This window comes from Ottowia thiooxydans (genome assembly GCF_040548795.1).
Taxonomy (GTDB): domain Bacteria; phylum Pseudomonadota; class Gammaproteobacteria; order Burkholderiales; family Burkholderiaceae_C; genus Ottowia; species Ottowia thiooxydans_A.
The window spans coordinates 1-19366 of record NZ_JBEPSH010000014.1; the positions used below are offsets into that span (position 1 = coordinate 1).

A 19366-nucleotide genomic window follows, 5' to 3' on the forward strand; every position below is an offset into this window, starting at 1 on the left:
ACCTCGCCGGGTGTCCAACCCGACTGCGGTTTGCGCCTTGATTGCGGCTCGCCAGTGCCTCACGCGGGGGTGAATTTAGTGTTAACACGCCCTAAGCCACGCCTCCGGCAAGCAAGATTCTGTGCACTATCGTCAATGCCTATACACCGCCAAGCTTATTGAGCTTCGGCATGAACCAGTTCGTGAGCACGATTTTCCAGGCCCTGGTCCAGCGCCTCTGCCCAACGCGCTGAGGCATCGGCCAGTTCTCCCCAGGCATTTGTCAGGCGCGAGGGAGGAGCATCCAGCGGCTCTCTGCGAGACAGTACCAAACGGCCAGAGCGCTGCAGGCCCAGCGTAGCGCCCAGCGTAGGGGCACCTAGCGTGTTGCCCTGCAAGAGCACGCGCAGCAACTCGGGAGAAGCATCTACTGGCAGAGACTCCGTGCCGACGTAGCAGGCACCCTGCATGGAACCGCCCATCTCGTCCGGCTCGTACGAAAGCGCGATCGCCACGCCATCGATGATGAGTTCCTCATAGCGCGCCAGTGCGGCTGCATCAAGGCCAATGTCTTGCGCCAATTCGGCCAGCGCGATGTCGTATCGTTCTTGAGTCATGTTGCAAAGTTATGAAGTTCAGTCTTTTGGTGGGGCTTTCAAGCTCTCATGTGCAGCAGCATGTAGTCTTGAGGTGGCGCCTCAACCTTGGGCTTGGCAGAGAGGCGGGCAGACCAGTTGTCTGCGTCGGCGCAGAGAACACCCAGGAAAACATCCAGGGTGTCGGGATTTAGCGAACCAATGCGCCGGGAGGCGCTCATGATGAGCATGTCGTTTCCGCGCATGCCCAAAGTGGAGCCAGCCGTTCCGGCCCAAAGATTATTGGCCTGCAGCAAGAGACGACAGATATCGGCTCCAGGATCCTGACTGAACTTGGCAAGGTCCGTGCGGCAAATCACCATACCGTCTTCCGGAGAGGTTTCGTGCGGCACAAAGGAAAGGCTCACGGCCCGGCCGTTGACGATGAGTTCCTCGGTGCTCGCGAGATCCATGCTCACAACGCCAGGGCGAGCCTGTTGCTCATAGTCTGTCAGCAGATCGAAATATTGGCGATTACTCATACTTTGATTTCCATAGATGTCTCTCTCTGATCAGGATTTCTTGATCAGTGCGAAATCACTTCACAACAGAGAGGCGACTCGAATATTTTTCTCACGAACCGATGGCAAATTTCAATCAACCACCCGCACATTCATAAGTAACCCCGGAGCGGGCTTGGTTCCATGCCACAAGACGAAATTTTCTCGGCCCCTTGGTGAAACGAACTTCTGGCAAACCGCCATCAATTCCGGCCAAGCCAAGCGCCGCTGGATCAGGCTGTTCCCCCTGGGAGCGCCAAGCTCCAGCTTGGCAATTCTGCGCTTGCAGGCCCCCCGAACTGCCAAGCTGGAGCTTGGCGCTCCCAGGAACAAGTCCGCGGCCCCGACGCCGGGCGGCTCTCAATACACGGGCAACTCTGGCGTCACCCTGCCTTGCACGACTTCGCTCCACAGCAAAGCAACGTCTGCAAAGGCCTGAACTGCCGCCGATAGCGCGTGGGCATCGGTCACGGCCAGTGGCAAGCGCACACATAGCAACACAGCACCCGTGCCCGCTTGCAGTCCCAAGGTGCAGCCGCCTGTTCCTACCCACAGAGCATTGGCTTCCAACATAAGCTGCATGAGCTTAGCGCTCTCTACGCCGGGCGCTGGGCGCCCCAGGGAAGCAAAGATGTTGAGGTTGCCCGCGCTTTCGTCGCCTTCCGGCGCAATGCCAATGGCAAGATCCTGGATCACCAGTTCCTGGGTGGAAAGGAACTCCTGCACTGGCAAGCCCACAAGACGGGCGTACTCTTCAAGCAGTGTGGCGTAGCGGCTCATGCAACTGGTCCTTTATGCAGGTTTGAACTTAAAAACAGGGTATGGAACGTGTTCCGATAACGGGGCATTCGACGCTCAGACGACCGGATATCTCCAGCGCTTGAGCGCATTGACCTGCTCCAGGTCTGCTGCCATCAAAACGCCAACTTCAGCTTTCTCCTCGTTCAATTCACGCAAGACCTGCTGTAACTCTTCAACATGGAAGTCAGCCAGAACGCTGGCGACTTTGACATTCTCAGTCGCCTCCGTGGACTCCCGCCTTGCTCTATTGGCGGCAATGGCTCGGATCACCATGAAGTCCTTCACTTTCTCCAGCTCTTTGGCCAGGGGCGTGAAAACGGGGTTCGATTGCTTGATCAAGAAGCTGATCCGTACTTCCGTGATAGGTTTACCCTCTCCATCCAACGACAATTGACCATCTTCGTCGCGTTTGAAAACCCGTTCGAACTGCATGCTCCGAGCACCTCCGGGAAACCCTGCCCCGTGATGATCGATGGTCATGATGCCAGAATGGCGACCGCTGGCTTGCCCCACCATGTTGGCGGTGTAAGCGGTGGGCATGGACATCAGAAAGTTAAAGAGCTTGCCGTCAGGGTCCGCGGTCAAAAGTGCGCCGCTGGAGTCCGTTCGAGCCAAAGGAGCCTCAAGGTCCCCGGCAGGCTTATCGGCCATGACGGCAATGTATGAGGCAAGATCTCGAACGATCGTGACATTGCTTGGCACCAGATAGGTCATGGCACCGTCTCCAACTACAAGTTCAGCCAGAACCAGATTGCTGCCAGCCCTGATCAGACTATGCAGGTTTTCACCGCGGCATAGCTGACGTCCGGCCTCTTCCTGGCCGATCAAGATTTCATTGATGGACAGACCGCGCATTTCCATGAGGCGAATCGGGTCTTCAACTGCGTCGAGTCGGCTGTTCTCCGCACGGCTGGAGAGCTTGATCAGCGCATCCTTGTAGTTCGCAGAAAAAGCCCGCTCGCTCCGCTCGGACTCCGTGCGGGCAGAATCCCCAAAAAAGAAGCTGGGCAGGCCCGCCATGAAGATCCCCAGGCTGGTCAGGGCCCGCCCCACCAGGGAAAAGATCGCTCCGAACACCGATTTGCTGTCGGCCATTCGTTCAAGCATCAGCGCTCGTGCCTCGCCGCGGCCTAGAGCCACAGGCCTGTTCTGGATCACTGTCGAACCCGCTGGCAGGGTACTGGCCCTGGCCAGAGCGCTTTGCAGTTGCTCGATCTGCCTGTCCAGGGTCTTGATGTGATCGTCACGCTCCAGAGACACAAGCAGAGCCCGGCTGGTGCTGGCCGTTCGCATGCGCTCCTGCCGTACCAAGGCATTGAGCTTGTCCAGCAGAGCGTCGACTTCGTTCATCACCTCAGTGATATGGTTGGCGGCGGCACGCAGATTCGCGTTCTCAGGAATGCGAGAGAGGGCACGACTTCCCAGAACCACGCCACTGAGAAACGCGAATATCCTGGCGACGAAGCCCGTGGTCGGCTCCGCAGCAGCGGCCGGGAGCGTCGCAGCCACGGCGATGGAACTGACGGCGCGACCCATGACTTGCAAGGCCGCAAGCGCCCGGATCCTCAAGACAGACCTTTCTTCGTCGTCTGGAGCATTGCCAAGGACCAAGCCCGAACCACCCGGGTGTTGCAACGCCAATTCGGGCGTTTGATAGGTGTGAATCAGAGCACGGTAGAGTTGGGCAAGCTTGGTTTCTATGTCCGCGGTGATTTTCTTAGCCTCTGAAGCCGTTGCTTCGGAAACGTCGGACAGGACTGGTGCACCAGCTTTCCTCGCCCCCGGCCCGGCATTGGCTATGTCCGCGGTGATTTTCTTAGCCTCTGAAGCCGTTGCTTCGGAAACGTCGGACAGGATTGGTGCACCAGGTTTCCTGGCACCCGGCCCGGCATTGGCCATGACCATGTCGCAGTATTCAAGTGTCCTGCCCACGGTGTCCGCTATGCCGGAATATATCCTTGCCGCCCAGCCTGGCTGTTGAGCCTGTGGGTCACTCATGACCTGCGCGCTCATCTCTCCGGAGCCCAAACTAACGGCTTTAGAAGCGCCAGGGGTAGCGCCGACAGAAGGAGCAGGCGGACTATTTTCTTCGTGAACTTCGAACCCCTGCGCTTCGAAGAACTCATCGTCACCCTCTAGAAACGGGAACTGGGCGTCAATCCCCCGTGCTCGCAAGGCTTGGAGGATCTCGTTGGCGGAGTCAATGTTTTGCTGGTCTCGACGGCCGGTGTGAAGCGAAGCGGTGCTTACACCGCTTCCAACTGCAGCTTGTCCTTCACCAACCTCGAGCGTTGATGATGTGTCAGTAGCTTGACCGGCCTCGAGAATGGCCTCACTTGGCGAGCTCAAACCTGAGTGCGAAGTTATCGTGGAAAAGCCTGTCATATATCACGTCCTGAACAGTTTTGATTCACCTAAATCGCGACCAACAAGAGCCACTTCGAGTCCTGAGCAATACCAGGATTCACGACCCCTCTACTGAGTAAGTGGCGGCGGCAGGATAAACGTTCCAAATTAGCTGACTCGGGTAAGCTGGCACGCGGTGCCAGGATGGCGATCGCCGAACGCTCAATGGACGCTAAGTCCAGCCCGTGATTTCAGTTTTTCAGCGCGTGCGCGAATTCACGAAGCCACGCTGTCACTCGCTGGAATTCGCGTGCGTCACATTGGTCTTCTGCCAATCGCGTTGCCAAAACGAGCTTGTCCACCCCATCGACTTGCCGCAAGCCGACCTGAAGCGGGGGATCGCCGGGCGATGGATCGCTAGACCGTTTGAAGGCTCGCAGCAAAAGCCCCGTCCCCTCATAGGGCGCCGGTTCTGCCCAGTGCAAGACGACCTCTTCACCCTGCCGGAAGAAGCCAAGGGTGGCGCCATGATCAAATCGCAGCTCCACGACGCCAGTTGGTCCTGTTGCCAAGTTCTGCACGCCCATTTCCTGGCCAAAATCGGCCAGAGCCTGCTCCAGTCTTTTCACTTCACTCGTCCTCTCGGTCGATGGCTGCGTCAAGCGCGTCCTGGGCAGCATTGAATACGCTCTGACGTTGGTCGAGATCGGCAAAGACCTTCGGCGGGATTTGGCGCAGCAGGCCTTTGACCCCCGTCAGGAAGTTGATCTGGGGTTCCACGTCTTGCGCACCCACCTTCTCTGCAAGGCGCACAAAACGATCCGAGGAGACCCAGCTTTCACTGCTCAGGCTCACCAAATCTTTCATGAGCGCAATCGCCTGCCCTTGCTCTGCAAGACCGAACCTTGCCTTTTGCTGCGCCAGCAGTTCATGGCAACCGTCCAGCACGGTCGTGGCCACGCTCAGGTGGTAGAGATCCTGCACAAGATTTTGAAGATGGGCAGGCTCCGTACTGGGGCGCGCCGCTGCCAAGTCCTGTCCCAATGCGCGCTGCAGACGGCTTAAACCCGCCTCAAGACCAGATTCACCGAATTGATCCAGAACCAGCTTGAGTGCGCCAGCCAAGGTGGCGTGGCCCAGAACCAGATCGACATAGGCAGCTTGAAACTGAACGACCCCCGCAGGCCCGGGAGCGCCCTCCTTGGCCACTTCGATGGTATTGAGTTCGGCTCTTATGCGAGGGCCAAACTCCATCTCCAGGTCTTCAAGACCCTGGTGCAGGTTTTCGAGCGTTTGCCCAGAAGCGCCTTGCTTTTCCCCTTCCTGCAATGCGTACTGCAGTGCCAGGTACTGAGCGGTGGGACGCGTGAAGAGGCCACGGGCGTGCATGCCAGGATCACCCTGCCCGCTCATGACGCGCTTGACCAGCATCAGCAACTTCTCTGAGCCGCCCTCTTCTTCCTCGGTGTCCTCAATGTAGCTCTCTATCGCATCGGGGTTCATCAGGGACCGGGGGCGCGCCAACTCTTTCTTGCGCTCCGCGACGTGCCTGGACTCCGCCGACTCTGCGAAATGCATGCTGATTTCCTCGGCGGCTTCAGCCAGCATGGAGTTCTCGATCTCCACTTCAAACTGCTCAGCACCCATTCGGCCACTCATGGCCGCCCCGCCTTCGCCAGCGCGCCCACGGGGCCTATCGAAGGGGGTTGCCAAACCGCCTGTCTTATCCACCAGATTCATGTCAGCCCCCAAAAATGATAAAAACTGTTGCCTTACGTCTACGTTGTGAGTCAATCATGCAACAAAAAAGTTCCATTTCTCCTGTCCTGGTCTGATCATTGGCTAATAGTATTCAGAATGCACGCGAGTGCGCCAGAGTCCTCAGGGCAACAACGTTTGCGTAGCCCCTGCCAGCCCGCGCCGAGGGCAGGAAATGAAGCTCTACGTGGTACAACGCCAGCGCGCGTAATCCATTCGGCCACACTTCAAAAAAGAAGTCTAAAAGTTGGAACCATGCTCATGCTGCAGTTACTTACCCTATAAGTGCGGCATGCAAGCGCAGCACCACTGATCAAACCGTTCTAAAGGAAGCTTGAGTATGTCTTCATCAAACCGAACGCTCTCTTACGAGGATGCCATTGCCCAAGCAGAGATGGCGCTGCAAGAAACAGACAAGCTCTTCGAAGAGCATGGTATCGACCCGGGCAAAGCCAGAGCTTACTTTGCATCGGTCACCACACCGGAGATTCGTGCACAAGCCGAAGCTGCGTTCAACGCAGACATGCAAGCCCTACACCAGGAAGTGCGAGACCTTTTGAAGTCCACCGCCACCACCCGGACCAAAACCAGGCGGCAGATGGTCTGAAGTCGATTGCCTAGCAATTACCAGCCGATAAAGCCCATTATTCGATTATTTTCTTCACAAGATTACTGAGCAAATATTATGGTAGCCCCTATCGCAGAGCGCACCGCCACTCAGGCCAACTCGACATCTGAAGTTCAGCCCACCAAACGGTTCGATGTACTTGAAGAATATTCAGCCGTCATGATGGCCCTCATGGACAACTATGACGACTTACTGTCGAAAAAAATCGCTGGCATGAAGGCAAAAACCCAGCAATCCACTGCGTTGAATGGTGTGATGACCGCTCTCAACAAAATAAAAAACTCTTTTCCAAGTGATGCGAAGCCAAGCGACAAAGTGAACAAAGATAGGCTGGCGGAGAACAAGAAAGAATTAGAAGATGCGGTCAAGCTTGCCGGGATCAACCTAAACCCCTCGGGTCAAAGGTCGATTGAGGAACTATTATCCATGGCAAAACAATCTTTGGCGTCTGGACCCAGCAACATCGCAAAACTAGAGCAAGGGATTGAGGATTATAAATCTGGAAAATCATCGGGAAGCGCAAATACCGTCTCATATAACGAATCTGAAATCAAAAGAATAAAGGATTTCATGGCAAAATCCGAGAAAGACATTCCGTATCTGGAAAAAGGAAACTACCCACCAGATATGGAGATTCGGATATTTGATTCAGACACCACAAAAAATAAAGTCGACGATGCAATCAACACCGTACAAGGTTTGATTGACAGCGCGAACTCCACCAGTCAAATGGAGCAGCTTGAATTGCAACAGCTGATGAGCAAGCGTTCCAACGCTCTGGAATCGCTCTCGTCGGTAATCAAGAAGTACTTCGACGTGTTCAGTTCCATCGTCAGCAAAATGTAATTATTTTTTGAATATTGACCAAGGGCGCGTATGAAATTCAAACCACTCGATGAACTGAGCGAAGAGCAGGCCTTGGCCCAAATCAAGGAAGCGCAGCAATGGCTGGGTGAAGGCGGGTCATTGGGCGATGCCATGGATATTCCGGTCGCGCAGCGCGAAGCGCTCTATCAGGTCGGACACGGTTTTTATACCCAGGCGCGGTATCAGGAGGCGTTCAAAGTCTTCTCCATGCTGGTGATCTATGACCACCTCAACCCGCGCTACCTCATGGCGCTGGCCGGTGCGGCCCAAATGCAGGGGCTCTATGAAGACGCCCTGCAACACTATTCAACCGCCGCGCTGACGATGGAGGATGACCCCACACCCCTTATTCACAGTGCTGATTGCCTGATGGCGCTGGGCCGGACAGACCTGGCTCAGGAAACACTGGGTCTCGCTATCGAGCTGGCCGAGAACGATGACAAATTCAGTGCAGTCAAGAAGCGGGCTGAAGCGGTGCTTGCCATGATGGACGCCAAGGTGGGGTCGCCTGCTCCTTAATACCCACGGAAAATGAAAAGCTGATCAGGCAAGTCAAATTTTTCCACTGCATCCTTGTATTTTCACTTCCCGCTTTTCTTGGGATCGTAAGACCAATTTTCAGAAGGAGTACGTATCATGGGCATTTCTACTTCTAATATCCGCACGACGCCTCCCAGTAGCTTGGCCATCATGGACGAGGCCTCTGATTCCAAGGTAGCGGCGAGCAAAAAATCTCCATCGACTGAAGCGCCCAATCTGGATGCCATTCCAAAAGGCGCACCCGGAGAAAATGATGGCGACAAATTACTTCCCGCCCCTAAACCTTCGAATCGCGAAGATCTTCAATCGGCGCGTCTTGCGGTGAAGTCATCACGCGGGGACGCCGGCGCTGATATTTTTGCGGTCTTGGCGCTCTTTCAGAGGTTGTTTCAAGAAGCGCGAGTGAATGCGCGTGATCAGCGCAACATCGCTTCCCAATCACGGCAGAAAAGTTTGCTCAACGCAGCGGAGGAAGAAAAAAAGGGTATTCCGCTGAGAATGTGGGGAGGCGTGGTACAAGGCATTCTCCAAGCCGGGGGCGGAGCCGTTTCTCTTGGAGGAGCAGTCTTGAGTGGCGTGGGATCCGCCAAAGCCAAATTGGCCTCACCTGCTCCCACCAAGCCTTCGGACGCCGCCAAGGCAACCAATGCCCTGGCGTCCAAACAGCCAGTCATAGGTGCCACTGGCTCAGTTGCGACACCCAAAGCGAATCTGGCTGGCGCACCCGCGCCCAAACAACCTGCAGCTCCCGAATTGGGCTCCAGTCCCACAGTCAGCGCCAAGGCCAACGAAAAAGCTCTGGCTGCAGCAAAGAACAAATCCGAGCAGGAGCCCCAAGCCACTCAGGAGCAGGTGTCTCGGTCTCGCCCAAGCAATCAGAAGCGCCAGCATGAAAAGGAAATCGAACTGACTCCCATGAAGAACCAAGGTTCGGCAGGGGCGTCGGAGTCGAAAAAGCCAGCTGAGATTTCAAAACCCGACAGCAATCCTGCATCGGAGGCCAATGAATCGAATTCGCAGCCCGTCACAACCAAAGAGAAATCTCTGCGGGAGCGAGCCATTGAAGCGAATGAAAAGCAGAACCAATTGAAAGAACAGGAGCTTTCCAACCGGGAAGCAGACGAGTTCAATCGTTCGGTAGACCAATGGGAAAAAAATCTTTCCAGGAAAATGGATTCCTACCGGACGATTTCAGCCGGTTCCGAGGCCACCAATCAACTCGCATCTGGAATTGGCGCGTCCGCACGCGCCTGGAACGAAAACAGAGCAGCCGAACATGATGCAGAAAAATCCTTTCAAAACGCTGCTGCACAAAAGCACGAAATGGATTACCAGCAACAGAATGAAATCTTCAACCAGTCAATTGAAAATTCAAGGTATGTGCTTGACAAACTTGATGCTTCACTAAGGTCTGAACTGGAAGCCAAAAAATCGATTGCCAGAAATATGGCTTAGAAGGGGTCATCATGAGTGCCATTCCAGCCAATTTGTCGCCCGGCTCCGCGCTGCCAAGCAAAACTGTCGATGTGTGGGCTGCACAGGACGCAGCACCTGCTGACCGAACCAATGTTGCCCGGCCCGTGGCCGGCCCTCAGGATTTTGATGCGTTTGGACTGCCGAACACTCAGAACCCGTTAAAGGATGCCAACGGAGCTCCCGCCCTGGCCGCCCCTCTCGCTGGGGTTCTTCATGATGAAGAGTTGGCGAACCTGCTTGACTTCCTGGTGAACACCGGGCATGAGGGCCAGAAGAAAAACATGGAAAACAGAATTGAGGCCAACCGCAACAAATCACTAAAGGCCAATGAAAGCCAGAAGGTCAAAATCCAGGACGAGCTTTCTGCGGACTTGAAAGCCCAAAAGGCGGCTCGCAGAGCCAAAATACTGGGTTGGATAGGGAAAATTGTTGCTGTGGTGGCGGCTGTGGTCGCCACCGTGGCCACCGTGGCCACGGCTGGAGCCGCGTCACCGCTTATGGCACTTGCGGTCATAGGTTTGGTGGGGGCTTCCATTTCATTCATCGACCAATGCGTCAAGGAAAAGAATCCGGATTCCTCCTTTTCAATATCCAAACTCCTGACTAAAGCGGTGGAAGGGTTTCTGACCAAGGTTGGGGTAGACAAGGACACCGCTGGCCGCATCGGCCTGGTCGCTGCCGGGGGCGTCGGTGTTTTGACCGGTGCGATCCTGGTGGAACCGCAACTGCTGGGCGACATGTCCAAAGGCATTTGCGAATTGGCAGGCGCCTCTGACAAAACCAAGATGATCGTCACCATGGCGGTTGGAACCACCGCAACGGTCACGATTGGAGTTGTCATGGCACTCGCCGCGAGAAAAATACCCAATGACTCCATGAACAAGGTTGTCCGAATGCTGATGGGCGTAGGCACAAACTCCATCCAGGGCAGTACACAGGTTGCATCCGGCGTCAACACCATCGCTCAAGCTCGGTACCAAGCCAATGCGTCTGAAATTTCAGTGGATAAGAAGAAGATCGACGCCCTGATGGTCGAGCTTCAGAATGAGCAGGAGCAAACCTTCGATAGCTTCAAGAGACTCTTGTTGATGTCCCAAGCATCTACAGAAGATTTCACTGAAATGATCGGCGAGTACTATAAAAATTCGAGCTCAATCATGACCAATCTCGGCAACTCCAAGGTTGCCGTCTGAAAATCGCCAAGGAGCCGTACACCATGACAGATTCTTCCCAGAGCGACACGCAAGCTGATCAGTTCGACCTTAAAGCCTTTTCAGAGGCTTTTCATGAGGAGTTCGAGAAGCTTCCCGCCGCAAACCGCTTTTCACCTGAACAGTTGGAAGTGATTTACGGCATGGGTTATGCCCACGCCCAGCAAAAACAATGGGAACAAGCGCTGCCGATCTTCGCCTTCCTGTCCCAATACGGACCAAGCCGTCGGCATTATCTGGCTGGCTTGGCTCAGTGCACGCGCGAACTGGGCCGGCTTGACGAGGCGAAAAATGTGTACGCGCTCATGCTCACACTGTTTCCGGATCACTTGGAACCAGGCGTGCAACTTGCTGAGTGCCAACTTGCGCTGGGCGAAGTCTCAGCAGCACTGACCACACTCAATTTGCTTCTCGAAATTTCCGAGGACGGGAGCTCCTTGAAACGCCGAGTACAGTCTTTCCTGGATCGCCTGGGCAGTAATTTGCCGCAATCAGCTCCCTGACGGGAGGATGAAAGAAATTCGCCCAGGCTGCCGGTCAAATTACCTCCTTACTCTCCAATGTCCACAGCATCTTCACTTCCTGACAGTTCAGATATCCACCTGCTCACCGAAATCGGATTCCTGGCCTCTGCCAGGGGAGATGTGGCGCGCGCCGAACCGATCTTCCGCGCGCTTTTGCTGTTACGGCCAGAAAAAGCCTTTCCCCATGTGGGACTGGCCACCGCACTGATGAATGCCCGCCGCGCAGGCGATGCAGCCACCCATCTGGCCACTGCCAGCCTCCCCCCTGGCGAGGACTCCGACATGGTGCAGGCCATGCACGGCCTGGCGCTACAACTGGATGGACGAATCAGCCAAAGTCAGCGGGTGCTGCGAGAGGTGGCCAAGCAAGCGGATCGCCCTGAGGGCACCAGCGATGGCACGCGGCTTGCTCGTAAGTTGTTAGGGCAAGACGCCATGGGAACTGCTTGAAAAATGGCCCCCACGCTTCCCCGCTTCGCGAGGTCCGCCGCCCCCCGAGGGGGCGCTTTTCATCTTGGGAGCGGCCCGGCGATGAAGAAAACCTGAAAGGCCTCAAAAAAGTGCCTGATAGAAGCGCTTCGCAAATGATCCCAAGAAAGAACCGCGGAATGCGCCAAAAAACCATGTCGCCATGCCGCTCTACCTCTGAATCTTCGAGATAATCAAAATATCTTAAAGGACGCTTCATCATGGAATCCGTCGCCAACACACTCGTCGCTCAACTGGCTCGCACCGAAGGTTCAGCGCCCCGGGAAACCTGGGTGGCACCGGCCGCTGCACCCAACGAACTGGCGGCGGCACGCTTTGCAGCCATCATGAATGCACCGGAAGTGGCGCCGGTGGCAGTGGCAGCAGAGCCATCTGCTGCCCTGGCCAGTGTCAGTGCAACTTCCGAAACCCGGGGCGACCGCATGCTGGCATCCCTGCAGGGCGTCTCAGAGGACTTCAGAAACACCTGGACCACCCTGCAAACGGAGCTGCAGTCCGATCAATCCATGAGCCTTCGCGACATGATGAACTTGCAGTTGCAGGTGACGCAGATGTCCGTGCAGTTTGAATTGCTGGGAAAAGTGGTTAGCCGCTCAACGCAGAACTTCGACCAATTGGTACGCGTGCAATGACATTGGGCGTTCAAGGATTTGCACCCATGGGCTCACGCTCTTTGCCTTGGATGCGCCACATGATGCAAGTGGCGCTGATGAGCCTTTGCATAGTGCTGGCTGCCTGTAGCGGCCGTGTGGACCTGATGGGCGCCATTCCGGAAGAAGAGGCCAACGAAGTGCTCGGCGCCTTGCTCAAGGCCGACATTTCTGCCAACAAGGTGGCAGGCAAAGACGGCATGGTCGCTGTACGCGTTGAGGGGCATCAGGTCAGCCGCGCCCTGCAAGTACTGCGCGAAAATGGCTTGCCACGTGAACGTTATGCAGGCATGGGACAGGTGTTCAAGAAGGAAGGACTGATCTCCTCACCACTTGAAGAACGAGCTCGCTACATCTATGCGCTGTCACAGGAAATATCAGGGACCTTATCGAAAATTGATGGCGTGCTGTATGCACGCGTACATGTCGTGCTGCCTGAGCGCGGGACTGCGGGCGAGCCCGGCACTCAGTCCACAGCTGCGGTGTTCATCAAGCATCAGGAAGGCTATGACCTGGAGCTTCTTCAACCTCAGATCCGTCGGCTGGTGACCAACAGCATTCCGGGTCTCGCGCCCGAACGCGTCTCCATCGTCTTCGTTGCCGCGCAGGCCCCAATGGGTGAAGTGGCCACACCACCCACCGTGCACTGGATGGGCTTTGATGTGGGTGCAGCTTCAGCGTCCGGACTGTCTACGCTGGTCTGGAGCCTGGTGGCGATCATCGTGCTGACTCTGGGCGCTCTAGGCGCTGTGCTTTGGCGTTACGTTTTGCCCGCCCGACGTGATCTCTCCCCTAAAAAGGAAGTGATGGCTTGAAGGTCAACATCACGGCTTCACAGGTGACGCGAACAGCGGCAATGCCCATTGCTGCGCCCCTTCCGTGTCTTGGGGGAAAGTGGTTCACGACCGCGTTGTCACTGTCCAGGCCTCGTAAGTGCCTGCAGGTTCCCAAATTAGAGGGTGCCTGAATGAATCAACTGGCAGTTCCCTCTGATGTCCGCTGGCCAGGCCTCGGCGGCGAGGCGCTGCCTCGTCTGCTTGAATTCAACCTGTTGCCAAGCAAGACGTTGCACCCCGCGCAAGTGCCCTACCTGGCCCCCCCAACCGGATTTTCAGAAGCGACCGCAGCTGCGCTTCCAAGTGTGCTGGAGATCTTGCACCGTGCGTGGTCTCAAAGCCTTTTGAGCGGGCTGGGTGCCATGGCAGCGCCCGTACTTAACCTGGGCGAACCGGCCTTGCCGCTAGCCCTGGCTTCTCCGTCGCTGCTGCAGCGACTTTCCCGTGACCTTGGGATCGCCCTGCTGGGAGCAGCCTTGCGGAAAATAGTGGAACGAGAAGAAGTGTTGAGGGTACGCTCAGATCTGGGTGAGGATGGCATGGACTGGGCACTTGAGGGCGCTGCCAAATTGCTCCCTGGTTCAGCCGATGCACAAGGCTGGGTGCAGGCTGGCTGGGCGGAAGCTGCAGACCAGCTGGGCTGCGGCCTGCTGGCCCAAGCCTGGCATGATGCCCCAGCGCCTCTTCGCGAGCGCGCCAACTGGAAGCTGCCCCCCTCCAGCCTGGGAGCCAAAGCCCGCGGTGTCTCTGGGCTGGCAGCGCCACAAGCGCGCGCCGTTTGCCTTCAACGACTGCATCAAATGGAGCCCACATGGCTTTTGTGCTTCCCTTAGCGTCTCGGGATCCTCTGAAGCCGGCCCGTCAGTTGCAGGCCCATGTGGCCCCTGGCACGCAGGTTCTGCGGGCGGCAGAAGTGAACGCCTGGGCTGATGCCGAAGCCATGCTGGAGGCTGCGCGGGCTCAGGCAGACGCCATCGTGGCTGGCGCCAATGACGCGTTCGAAAAGGAACGCCAGCGCGGCTATGCAGAAGGCGTGGCAGAAGCCCGCATGGAGCAGGCCGAGAAAATGATAGACACCGTGAGCAGGACGGTGGATTACTTTGCGAAGGTCGAATCCGACATGGTGGCTCTTGTGATGGCCGCCGTGCGCAAGATCATTGACGATTTCGATGACGAGCAACGCGTGGTGATCGTCGTGAAGAACGCACTTTCCGTGGTTCGAAACCAGAAGCAGATGACGCTTCGCGTCAATCCACGTCAAGTTGACGCTGTGCGAGCGCACACCAACGAGCTGCTGGCGGCCTACCCCGGTGTAGGGTATCTGGATATCGTGCCCGATGGACGCCTGGATGCAGAAGCCTGCATTCTGGAAAGTGAAATTGGCATGGTGGAAGCCAGCATAGAAGGACAGATTGCGGCCTTGCAGGCGGCCTTCCAGAAGGTTTTGGGCAATCGCATATGACGCCACCTCCTGCGCACCCCGTCGAGCGCTCATCTGAGACGGTGAGCGTTGCCCCCGCGCGAGCACACCGGCAGTTCCACTACATCACCGAGATGATGGATCTGGCGCTGCAGGACACGCCCATGCTGCGCATCAAAGGCCGGGTTACCCAGGTCGTTGGAACCATCATCAAGGCGGTGGTGCCCACCGTGAAGATTGGCGAAGTCTGCCTGCTCCGAAACCCTGGCGAGGACTTTGAGATGAAGGCCGAGGTGGTGGGGTTCGCGCGCGATGCTGCACTGCTCACACCCATTGGCGACATGTATGGGATCTCTTCCGCCACCGAGGTGATTCCGACTGGCCGGGCCCACATGGTGCCAGTAGGATTTGGACTTCTTGGGCGGGTGCTGGACGGACTTGGCCGTCCACTTGACGTCGCAGAGCACGGGCCGCTAGAGGCCACGAAGTACTACCCCGTGTTCGCAGAAGCGCCCGACCCGCTGACGCGCCGCATCATCAGCGCACCTGTCGAGCTGGGGGTGCGTGCGCTGGATTCCGTCCTGACTTGCGGGGAAGGCCAGCGTATGGGCATTTTTGCCGCGGCCGGCGGCGGCAAGTCCACACTGATGGGCATGCTCGTCAAAGGCGCGGCAGTGGATGTGACCGTGGTCGCCCTGATCGGCGAGCGGGGTCGCGAGGTCCGCGAGTTTCTGGAACACGAGCTGGGCCCCGAAGGTCGCAGGCGCGCCGTGATCGTTTGCGCCACCAGCGATAAATCTTCCATGGAACGTTCCAAGGCGGCTTACGTAGCCACCGCGATTGCCGAGTTTTTCCGCGATCAGGGAAAGAAGGTGCTGTTCCTGATGGACTCGGTGACCCGATTTGCCCGTGCGCAACGGGAGATCGGATTGGCCGCAGGCGAGCCGCCTACGCGCCGCGGTTACCCGCCCAGCGTGTTCGCTACGCTGCCCAAGCTGATGGAACGCTCGGGCATGAATGACCGCGGCTCGATCACCGCCCTCTACACCGTGCTGGTGGAAGGCGACGACATGACCGAACCGGTTGCGGATGAAACGCGATCCATCCTGGACGGTCACATTGTGCTTTCAAGACGACTCGCGTCGGCCAACCACTACCCTGCCATCGATGTCCTGGCGTCTACCTCCAGGGTGATGAACGCGGTGACCACCCCCGAACACAAATGGCTGGCTGGACGGTTGCGCGAACTGATGGCCAAGTACGAAGAAGTGGAGCTGCTGGTCAAGATCGGGGAATACAAGAGAGGCGGAGACGCCGCTACAGACGAGGCCATTGACAAGATTGAGGCCATTCGCTCGTTCTTGAAGCAACGTACCAATGAACATTGTTCAATGGATGAGACATTGAAACACATGCGCGCCCTGGTAGGACCAGCGCCCGGGGGCCTGCAATGAATGTGTTTCCTGAACTGCTGCGCATCAAGAGTTTTCGAGAGAACCAGGCGGAGCTGCGCATGCGCCGCCAGATCGATTTGACCAGACTGGCTCACGAGAACCACGAAACGGAGCAGAAGCGACTGGCGGACTTGTTGCGCGAAGGAATGGAGATAGAAGCGCGCCTGTATAACGACCTGTGCCAGCATGTCGTGCGCCTGCGCGATATTGAAGACGTGCGCCACGCGGTCACAGGCCTGCGCCAGCGCGAGGATCGCCAACAGGACGTTGTGACCGCGGCTGGTAAGGAAGAGCAGGAGGCCGAGCAAGCGCTGACCGCTGCGCGTGCCTCGCACAAGGAAGCCCATAGGCAAAAAACAAAGTTCGAAGACCTTTCACGCGACTTCGATCTCGCCTCTGCGCGCGATGCAGATCGACTGGAGGACCTGGAAATGGAAGAGGCCGCCAGCGTCCGGCGAGACCGCGAGGACTGGGAATCCATATTCTCACAGGAGAGCCGGACATGAACCTCAGCAGCGATCGCCCTGTTTCCCTTGATCTTGGCATGTCCTCACAACCCAATTTTGACTCTCGTTCTGACAATGCCTTGGGTAATCGACCAGACTTGGGCTCGAATGCCCAGCCCAACCCCGACCAACATCAGCAGGAGCAAGACGCGCTCAAATTGCGTGAACTCCTCGAGGCGCAAGAGCCCGCGACGCCAACTCCTCCAGCTCCCCCACCTCTCCCCGATCTGCCGCAAGAGCCGAACGTAGCCAACCTGCAACCTTTCGAATTGTTTGGCCAAAGCGCTCCAGCCATGGCCATCACTACACCTGCCACCGCACCTACGGCTACAGCGTCCACTACCCCAGCGACTGAAAGCCCTGTCGCGGCCCAGCCGGAGACAAATACCCCCATGGCGGAAGAAAGCGCGCAACAAGACCTGGTGCATCGCCAACCTTCCCAGTCACACGCTGACCCCTACGAGCTGGAACAAGATGCACGTAGGCTGCGCAAACTTCAAGAGTCCGCAGACGCAGGACCGCATGAGCCACCGCCGCAGGCGCATGAGCAGAGCGTGGCCAGCTTGCGCCCTTTTGATCTTTTTGGGAATTCGACTGCTCCCGAGGCCACCCCTGCTCCCGCGGAGCAATCGCCTGCGATGGCCGAGTTGGAGGGAAGCATCCTGCGCATGGCCAGTCGCCTGATGGTGGGGGAAACCACGCATGGCGCTGTGGTTCGCATGGAACTTGCGGCGGAAAATCTACCCGGTGTGGTTGTGGAGGTCTACAGAGATCAAGGCGCCATCGTGGCGCAGTTCATTTGCGCCAATGAGCAATCACGTACGCGCCTTGTTCGGGCTGTGCCCTGGCTGGGCGAATCTCTTTCCACCCGGCTGAGCCAGGACACACTGGTTCGTGTGGTCACCGACGATCCCGAAGACCCCTCCCCCGTGGAAACGCGTCATCAAGCATTTTCAGGTTGAACGCGTGTCTCCCATGCCCGATTTTTCATCTCCCTTTACTACCCATCAGCCGCCCCGTCTTTCACGCAACGAGGCCAAAGCGCGCACGGCTATCGCGCAGCGGGGCAGCGGCCTGGTGCTGCACCTGGGAAATGCGCCATGGCGTGTTGACCTCCACCCGGACAGTCCGGAACCCATGGCCCCCGGCGACTGGTTGCTGAGCTTCGAATGGGTTGGTGCGGAGTTCCACCTCCAGCTGCCCCATGCAATCGCCAACCAGGTAGCGGGTTCTCTGATGCCTGGCGCTTCGTTGGCCGAGCTGCCACACGAACTTGCTTCAGCCGTACTGGAGGCCGCTCTCACAGACACACTCAGTGTGCTCAACACGCTAGGGCGTGGAATGCCGCAATGGCTGGGAATGCAAAAGGATGGGGTAGTACCGGGCGACAGTGCGAACACGCTTGGCGTGCACCTGCGTACAGAGGACGACTCGGCTGCCATCAAGGCCTCATTGCATACCGACTCGCTAGGACTACTCCTGGTGGCGGGCCTGCTCGGCAAGCGCGCGCCCGTGCCGGGTGCTCTGAACGACCACCTGGTCTTGAAGCTGGCAGCGGAGATCGGCTTTACCCATCTGCCTTCGCACGAGCTTGGTGCTCTGGCGCAAGGTGATGTCGTACTGATGGATGGATGCCACTTGGGAGCGCAGCGCATGCTGTGGCTGAGCGCCGATGGCGCAGCCGGGCTTCAGGTCCATTTGCCGGCACCGCCCGCACAAGACGACACACCACCAGAAGCTGATGCGCTGCATTCGGACAACGAGCCCCTCTCCGCCGTCCCCCCTCAATTGATTGTGACCCAAGCCTGGAGCTCTACCATGCCCGCCGAAATGCCCCCATCTGCCAACGTCAATTCAATTGATGGGGTACCTGTTCGCCTTTCCTTCGATCTGGGAGATGTCACGCTGACCGTGGCCGAGGCGCGCGCTCTGCAGCCGGGTCAGGCGATCTCGCTTGCGAGACCGCTCTCTGGCGCGGTGACCATCCGTGCCAATGGCGCCCGTGTTGGCGAAGGTGACCTGGTGGAAATAGACGGGCAGCTGGGCGTGAGTATTCGTACGCTGTTTGCCAGCAGCCAGCAAGAGGTCGAATGAGCCCAAGTTTCGATCCGATCACGCTAGCCTTGGTGCTGGCGCTGATGGCACTGCTGCCCACTGTGGTGGTGGTGACCACCTCATTCCTGAAGATCACGGTGGTCATGGCCCTGTTGCGCAATGCGCTGGGGGTGCAGCAAGTGCCGCCCAACCTGGCACTCCATGGCATTGCCCTGATTCTCACCGCCTACATCATGGCGCCTGTGGGAGCTCACATGTACGACCGCATGACTGCGAGCCCCGAAACGATGAGCAGTGTGAGCTCCATGGTCACGGCCGTTCGAGAGGGAGCGGAGCCGCTGCGTGAATTCATGGTGCGCAACAGCAAGCCAGAGCAGCGGGATTTCTTTGTGCGCACCGCGAAGCGGCTATGGGGCCCCGAGCTTTCAGCGGGCATGACCGACCGCGACTTCATGGTGCTGATGCCTGCCTTCATGGTGTCTGAGCTGACAGTCGCGTTCCAGGTCGGCTTCCTGCTTTATCTGCCGTTCGTGGTGATTGACCTGATCGTCTCCAACATTCTCTTGGCCATGGGGATGATGATGGTCTCCCCAGTGACCATCTCATTGCCTCTCAAGCTGTTTCTGTTCGTCATGCTGGATGGTTGGTCCAGATTGATTCAGAGCCTGATCCTTTCCTACGTCTGACCTCG

22 protein-coding genes are annotated in these 19366 nt (G+C 57.5%); 16 read left to right on the plus strand and 6 right to left on the minus strand.

Annotated features, from left to right (window positions below; all coding sequences use genetic code 11):
* Positions 1-155: 155 nt before the first annotated feature.
* The 6 genes from ABIE13_RS25435 to sctW all read right to left on the minus strand — a co-directional run bounded on the left by ABIE13_RS25435 (position 156) and on the right by sctW (position 6001).
* Positions 156-596 (minus strand): type III secretion system chaperone, encoded by a 441-nt coding sequence (locus ABIE13_RS25435; protein WP_354448745.1) that lies wholly within the window; start codon positions 594-596, stop codon positions 156-158.
* A 38-nt stretch (positions 597-634) separates the two neighbouring features.
* Positions 635-1096 carry a type III secretion system chaperone gene (locus ABIE13_RS25440; RefSeq protein WP_354448747.1) on the minus strand — a complete coding sequence of 154 codons (462 nt, stop codon included), beginning with the start codon at positions 1094-1096 and terminating at the stop codon, positions 635-637.
* 378 nt (positions 1097-1474) lie between these two features.
* On the minus strand, positions 1475-1894 hold the full coding sequence (locus ABIE13_RS25445; protein WP_354448749.1) for a type III secretion system chaperone: 420 nt from the start codon (positions 1892-1894) through the stop codon (positions 1475-1477).
* 75 nt (positions 1895-1969) lie between these two features.
* A complete protein-coding gene (locus ABIE13_RS25450) occupies positions 1970-4300 on the minus strand; it encodes a hypothetical protein (protein WP_354448751.1) in 2331 nt (776 codons plus the stop codon).
* A gap of 212 nt (positions 4301-4512) precedes the next feature.
* The gene (locus ABIE13_RS25455) at positions 4513-4890 is read right to left on the minus strand and encodes a hypothetical protein (RefSeq protein ID WP_354448753.1); all 378 of its coding nucleotides are present in this window, start codon (positions 4888-4890) and stop codon (positions 4513-4515) included.
* A gap of 1 nt (position 4891) precedes the next feature.
* Positions 4892-6001: a type III secretion system gatekeeper subunit SctW gene (gene sctW / locus ABIE13_RS25460; protein WP_354448754.1), complete on the minus strand. Its 1110-nt coding sequence runs from the start codon at positions 5999-6001 to the stop codon at positions 4892-4894.
* A gap of 358 nt (positions 6002-6359) precedes the next feature.
* Here sctW and ABIE13_RS25465 point away from each other — a divergent pair, with 358 nt between their 5' ends.
* From ABIE13_RS25465 to sctR, 16 genes are all read left to right on the plus strand, one after another.
* The gene (locus tag ABIE13_RS25465) at positions 6360-6626 is read left to right on the plus strand and encodes a hypothetical protein (RefSeq protein WP_354448756.1); all 267 of its coding nucleotides are present in this window, start codon (positions 6360-6362) and stop codon (positions 6624-6626) included.
* Between the two features lie 78 nt (positions 6627-6704).
* On the plus strand, positions 6705-7493 hold the full coding sequence (locus tag ABIE13_RS25470) for a hypothetical protein (RefSeq protein WP_354448758.1): 789 nt from the start codon (positions 6705-6707) through the stop codon (positions 7491-7493).
* Between the two features lie 30 nt (positions 7494-7523).
* Positions 7524-8033: a SycD/LcrH family type III secretion system chaperone gene (locus tag ABIE13_RS25475; protein ID WP_354448760.1), complete on the plus strand. Its 510-nt coding sequence runs from the start codon at positions 7524-7526 to the stop codon at positions 8031-8033.
* 774 nt (positions 8034-8807) lie between these two features.
* Positions 8808-9509: a hypothetical protein gene (locus ABIE13_RS25480; protein ID WP_354448762.1), complete on the plus strand. Its 702-nt coding sequence runs from the start codon at positions 8808-8810 to the stop codon at positions 9507-9509.
* A gap of 11 nt (positions 9510-9520) precedes the next feature.
* The gene (gene sctE / locus ABIE13_RS25485; RefSeq protein WP_354448764.1) at positions 9521-10723 is read left to right on the plus strand and encodes a type III secretion system translocon subunit SctE; all 1203 of its coding nucleotides are present in this window, start codon (positions 9521-9523) and stop codon (positions 10721-10723) included.
* 23 nt (positions 10724-10746) lie between these two features.
* Positions 10747-11244: a tetratricopeptide repeat protein gene (locus ABIE13_RS25490; protein ID WP_354448766.1), complete on the plus strand. Its 498-nt coding sequence runs from the start codon at positions 10747-10749 to the stop codon at positions 11242-11244.
* A 57-nt stretch (positions 11245-11301) separates the two neighbouring features.
* A complete protein-coding gene (locus tag ABIE13_RS25495) occupies positions 11302-11715 on the plus strand; it encodes a tetratricopeptide repeat protein (RefSeq protein ID WP_354448768.1) in 414 nt (137 codons plus the stop codon).
* 239 nt (positions 11716-11954) lie between these two features.
* On the plus strand, positions 11955-12386 hold the full coding sequence (gene sctI / locus ABIE13_RS25500) for a type III secretion system inner rod subunit SctI (protein WP_354448770.1): 432 nt from the start codon (positions 11955-11957) through the stop codon (positions 12384-12386).
* 26 nt (positions 12387-12412) lie between these two features.
* On the plus strand, positions 12413-13219 hold the full coding sequence (sctJ, locus tag ABIE13_RS25505) for a type III secretion system inner membrane ring lipoprotein SctJ (protein WP_354448772.1): 807 nt from the start codon (positions 12413-12415) through the stop codon (positions 13217-13219).
* 152 nt (positions 13220-13371) lie between these two features.
* The gene (locus tag ABIE13_RS25510; RefSeq protein WP_354448774.1) at positions 13372-14073 is read left to right on the plus strand and encodes a SctK family type III secretion system sorting platform protein; all 702 of its coding nucleotides are present in this window, start codon (positions 13372-13374) and stop codon (positions 14071-14073) included.
* Entirely contained in the window at positions 14052-14702 is a 651-nt protein-coding gene (locus ABIE13_RS25515; RefSeq protein WP_354448775.1) for an HrpE/YscL family type III secretion apparatus protein, read from the plus strand. Before ABIE13_RS25510 ends, ABIE13_RS25515 begins: the two co-directional genes overlap by 22 nt.
* A complete protein-coding gene (gene sctN, locus ABIE13_RS25520; RefSeq protein WP_354448777.1) occupies positions 14699-16114 on the plus strand; it encodes a type III secretion system ATPase SctN in 1416 nt (471 codons plus the stop codon). The genes ABIE13_RS25515 and sctN overlap by 4 nt, the downstream gene beginning before the upstream one ends.
* Positions 16111-16620: a type III secretion system stalk subunit SctO gene (gene sctO / locus ABIE13_RS25525; protein WP_354448779.1), complete on the plus strand. Its 510-nt coding sequence runs from the start codon at positions 16111-16113 to the stop codon at positions 16618-16620. Before sctN ends, sctO begins: the two co-directional genes overlap by 4 nt.
* Positions 16617-17582 (plus strand): hypothetical protein, encoded by a 966-nt coding sequence (locus ABIE13_RS25530; RefSeq protein ID WP_354448781.1) that lies wholly within the window; start codon positions 16617-16619, stop codon positions 17580-17582. The genes sctO and ABIE13_RS25530 overlap by 4 nt, the downstream gene beginning before the upstream one ends.
* A 13-nt stretch (positions 17583-17595) precedes the next feature.
* The gene (gene sctQ, locus ABIE13_RS25535) at positions 17596-18714 is read left to right on the plus strand and encodes a type III secretion system cytoplasmic ring protein SctQ (protein WP_354448783.1); all 1119 of its coding nucleotides are present in this window, start codon (positions 17596-17598) and stop codon (positions 18712-18714) included.
* Positions 18711-19361, plus strand: coding sequence for a type III secretion system export apparatus subunit SctR (gene sctR / locus ABIE13_RS25540; protein ID WP_354448785.1), 651 nt, complete (start codon positions 18711-18713; stop codon positions 19359-19361). Before sctQ ends, sctR begins: the two co-directional genes overlap by 4 nt.
* Positions 19362-19366: the final 5 nt, after the last annotated feature.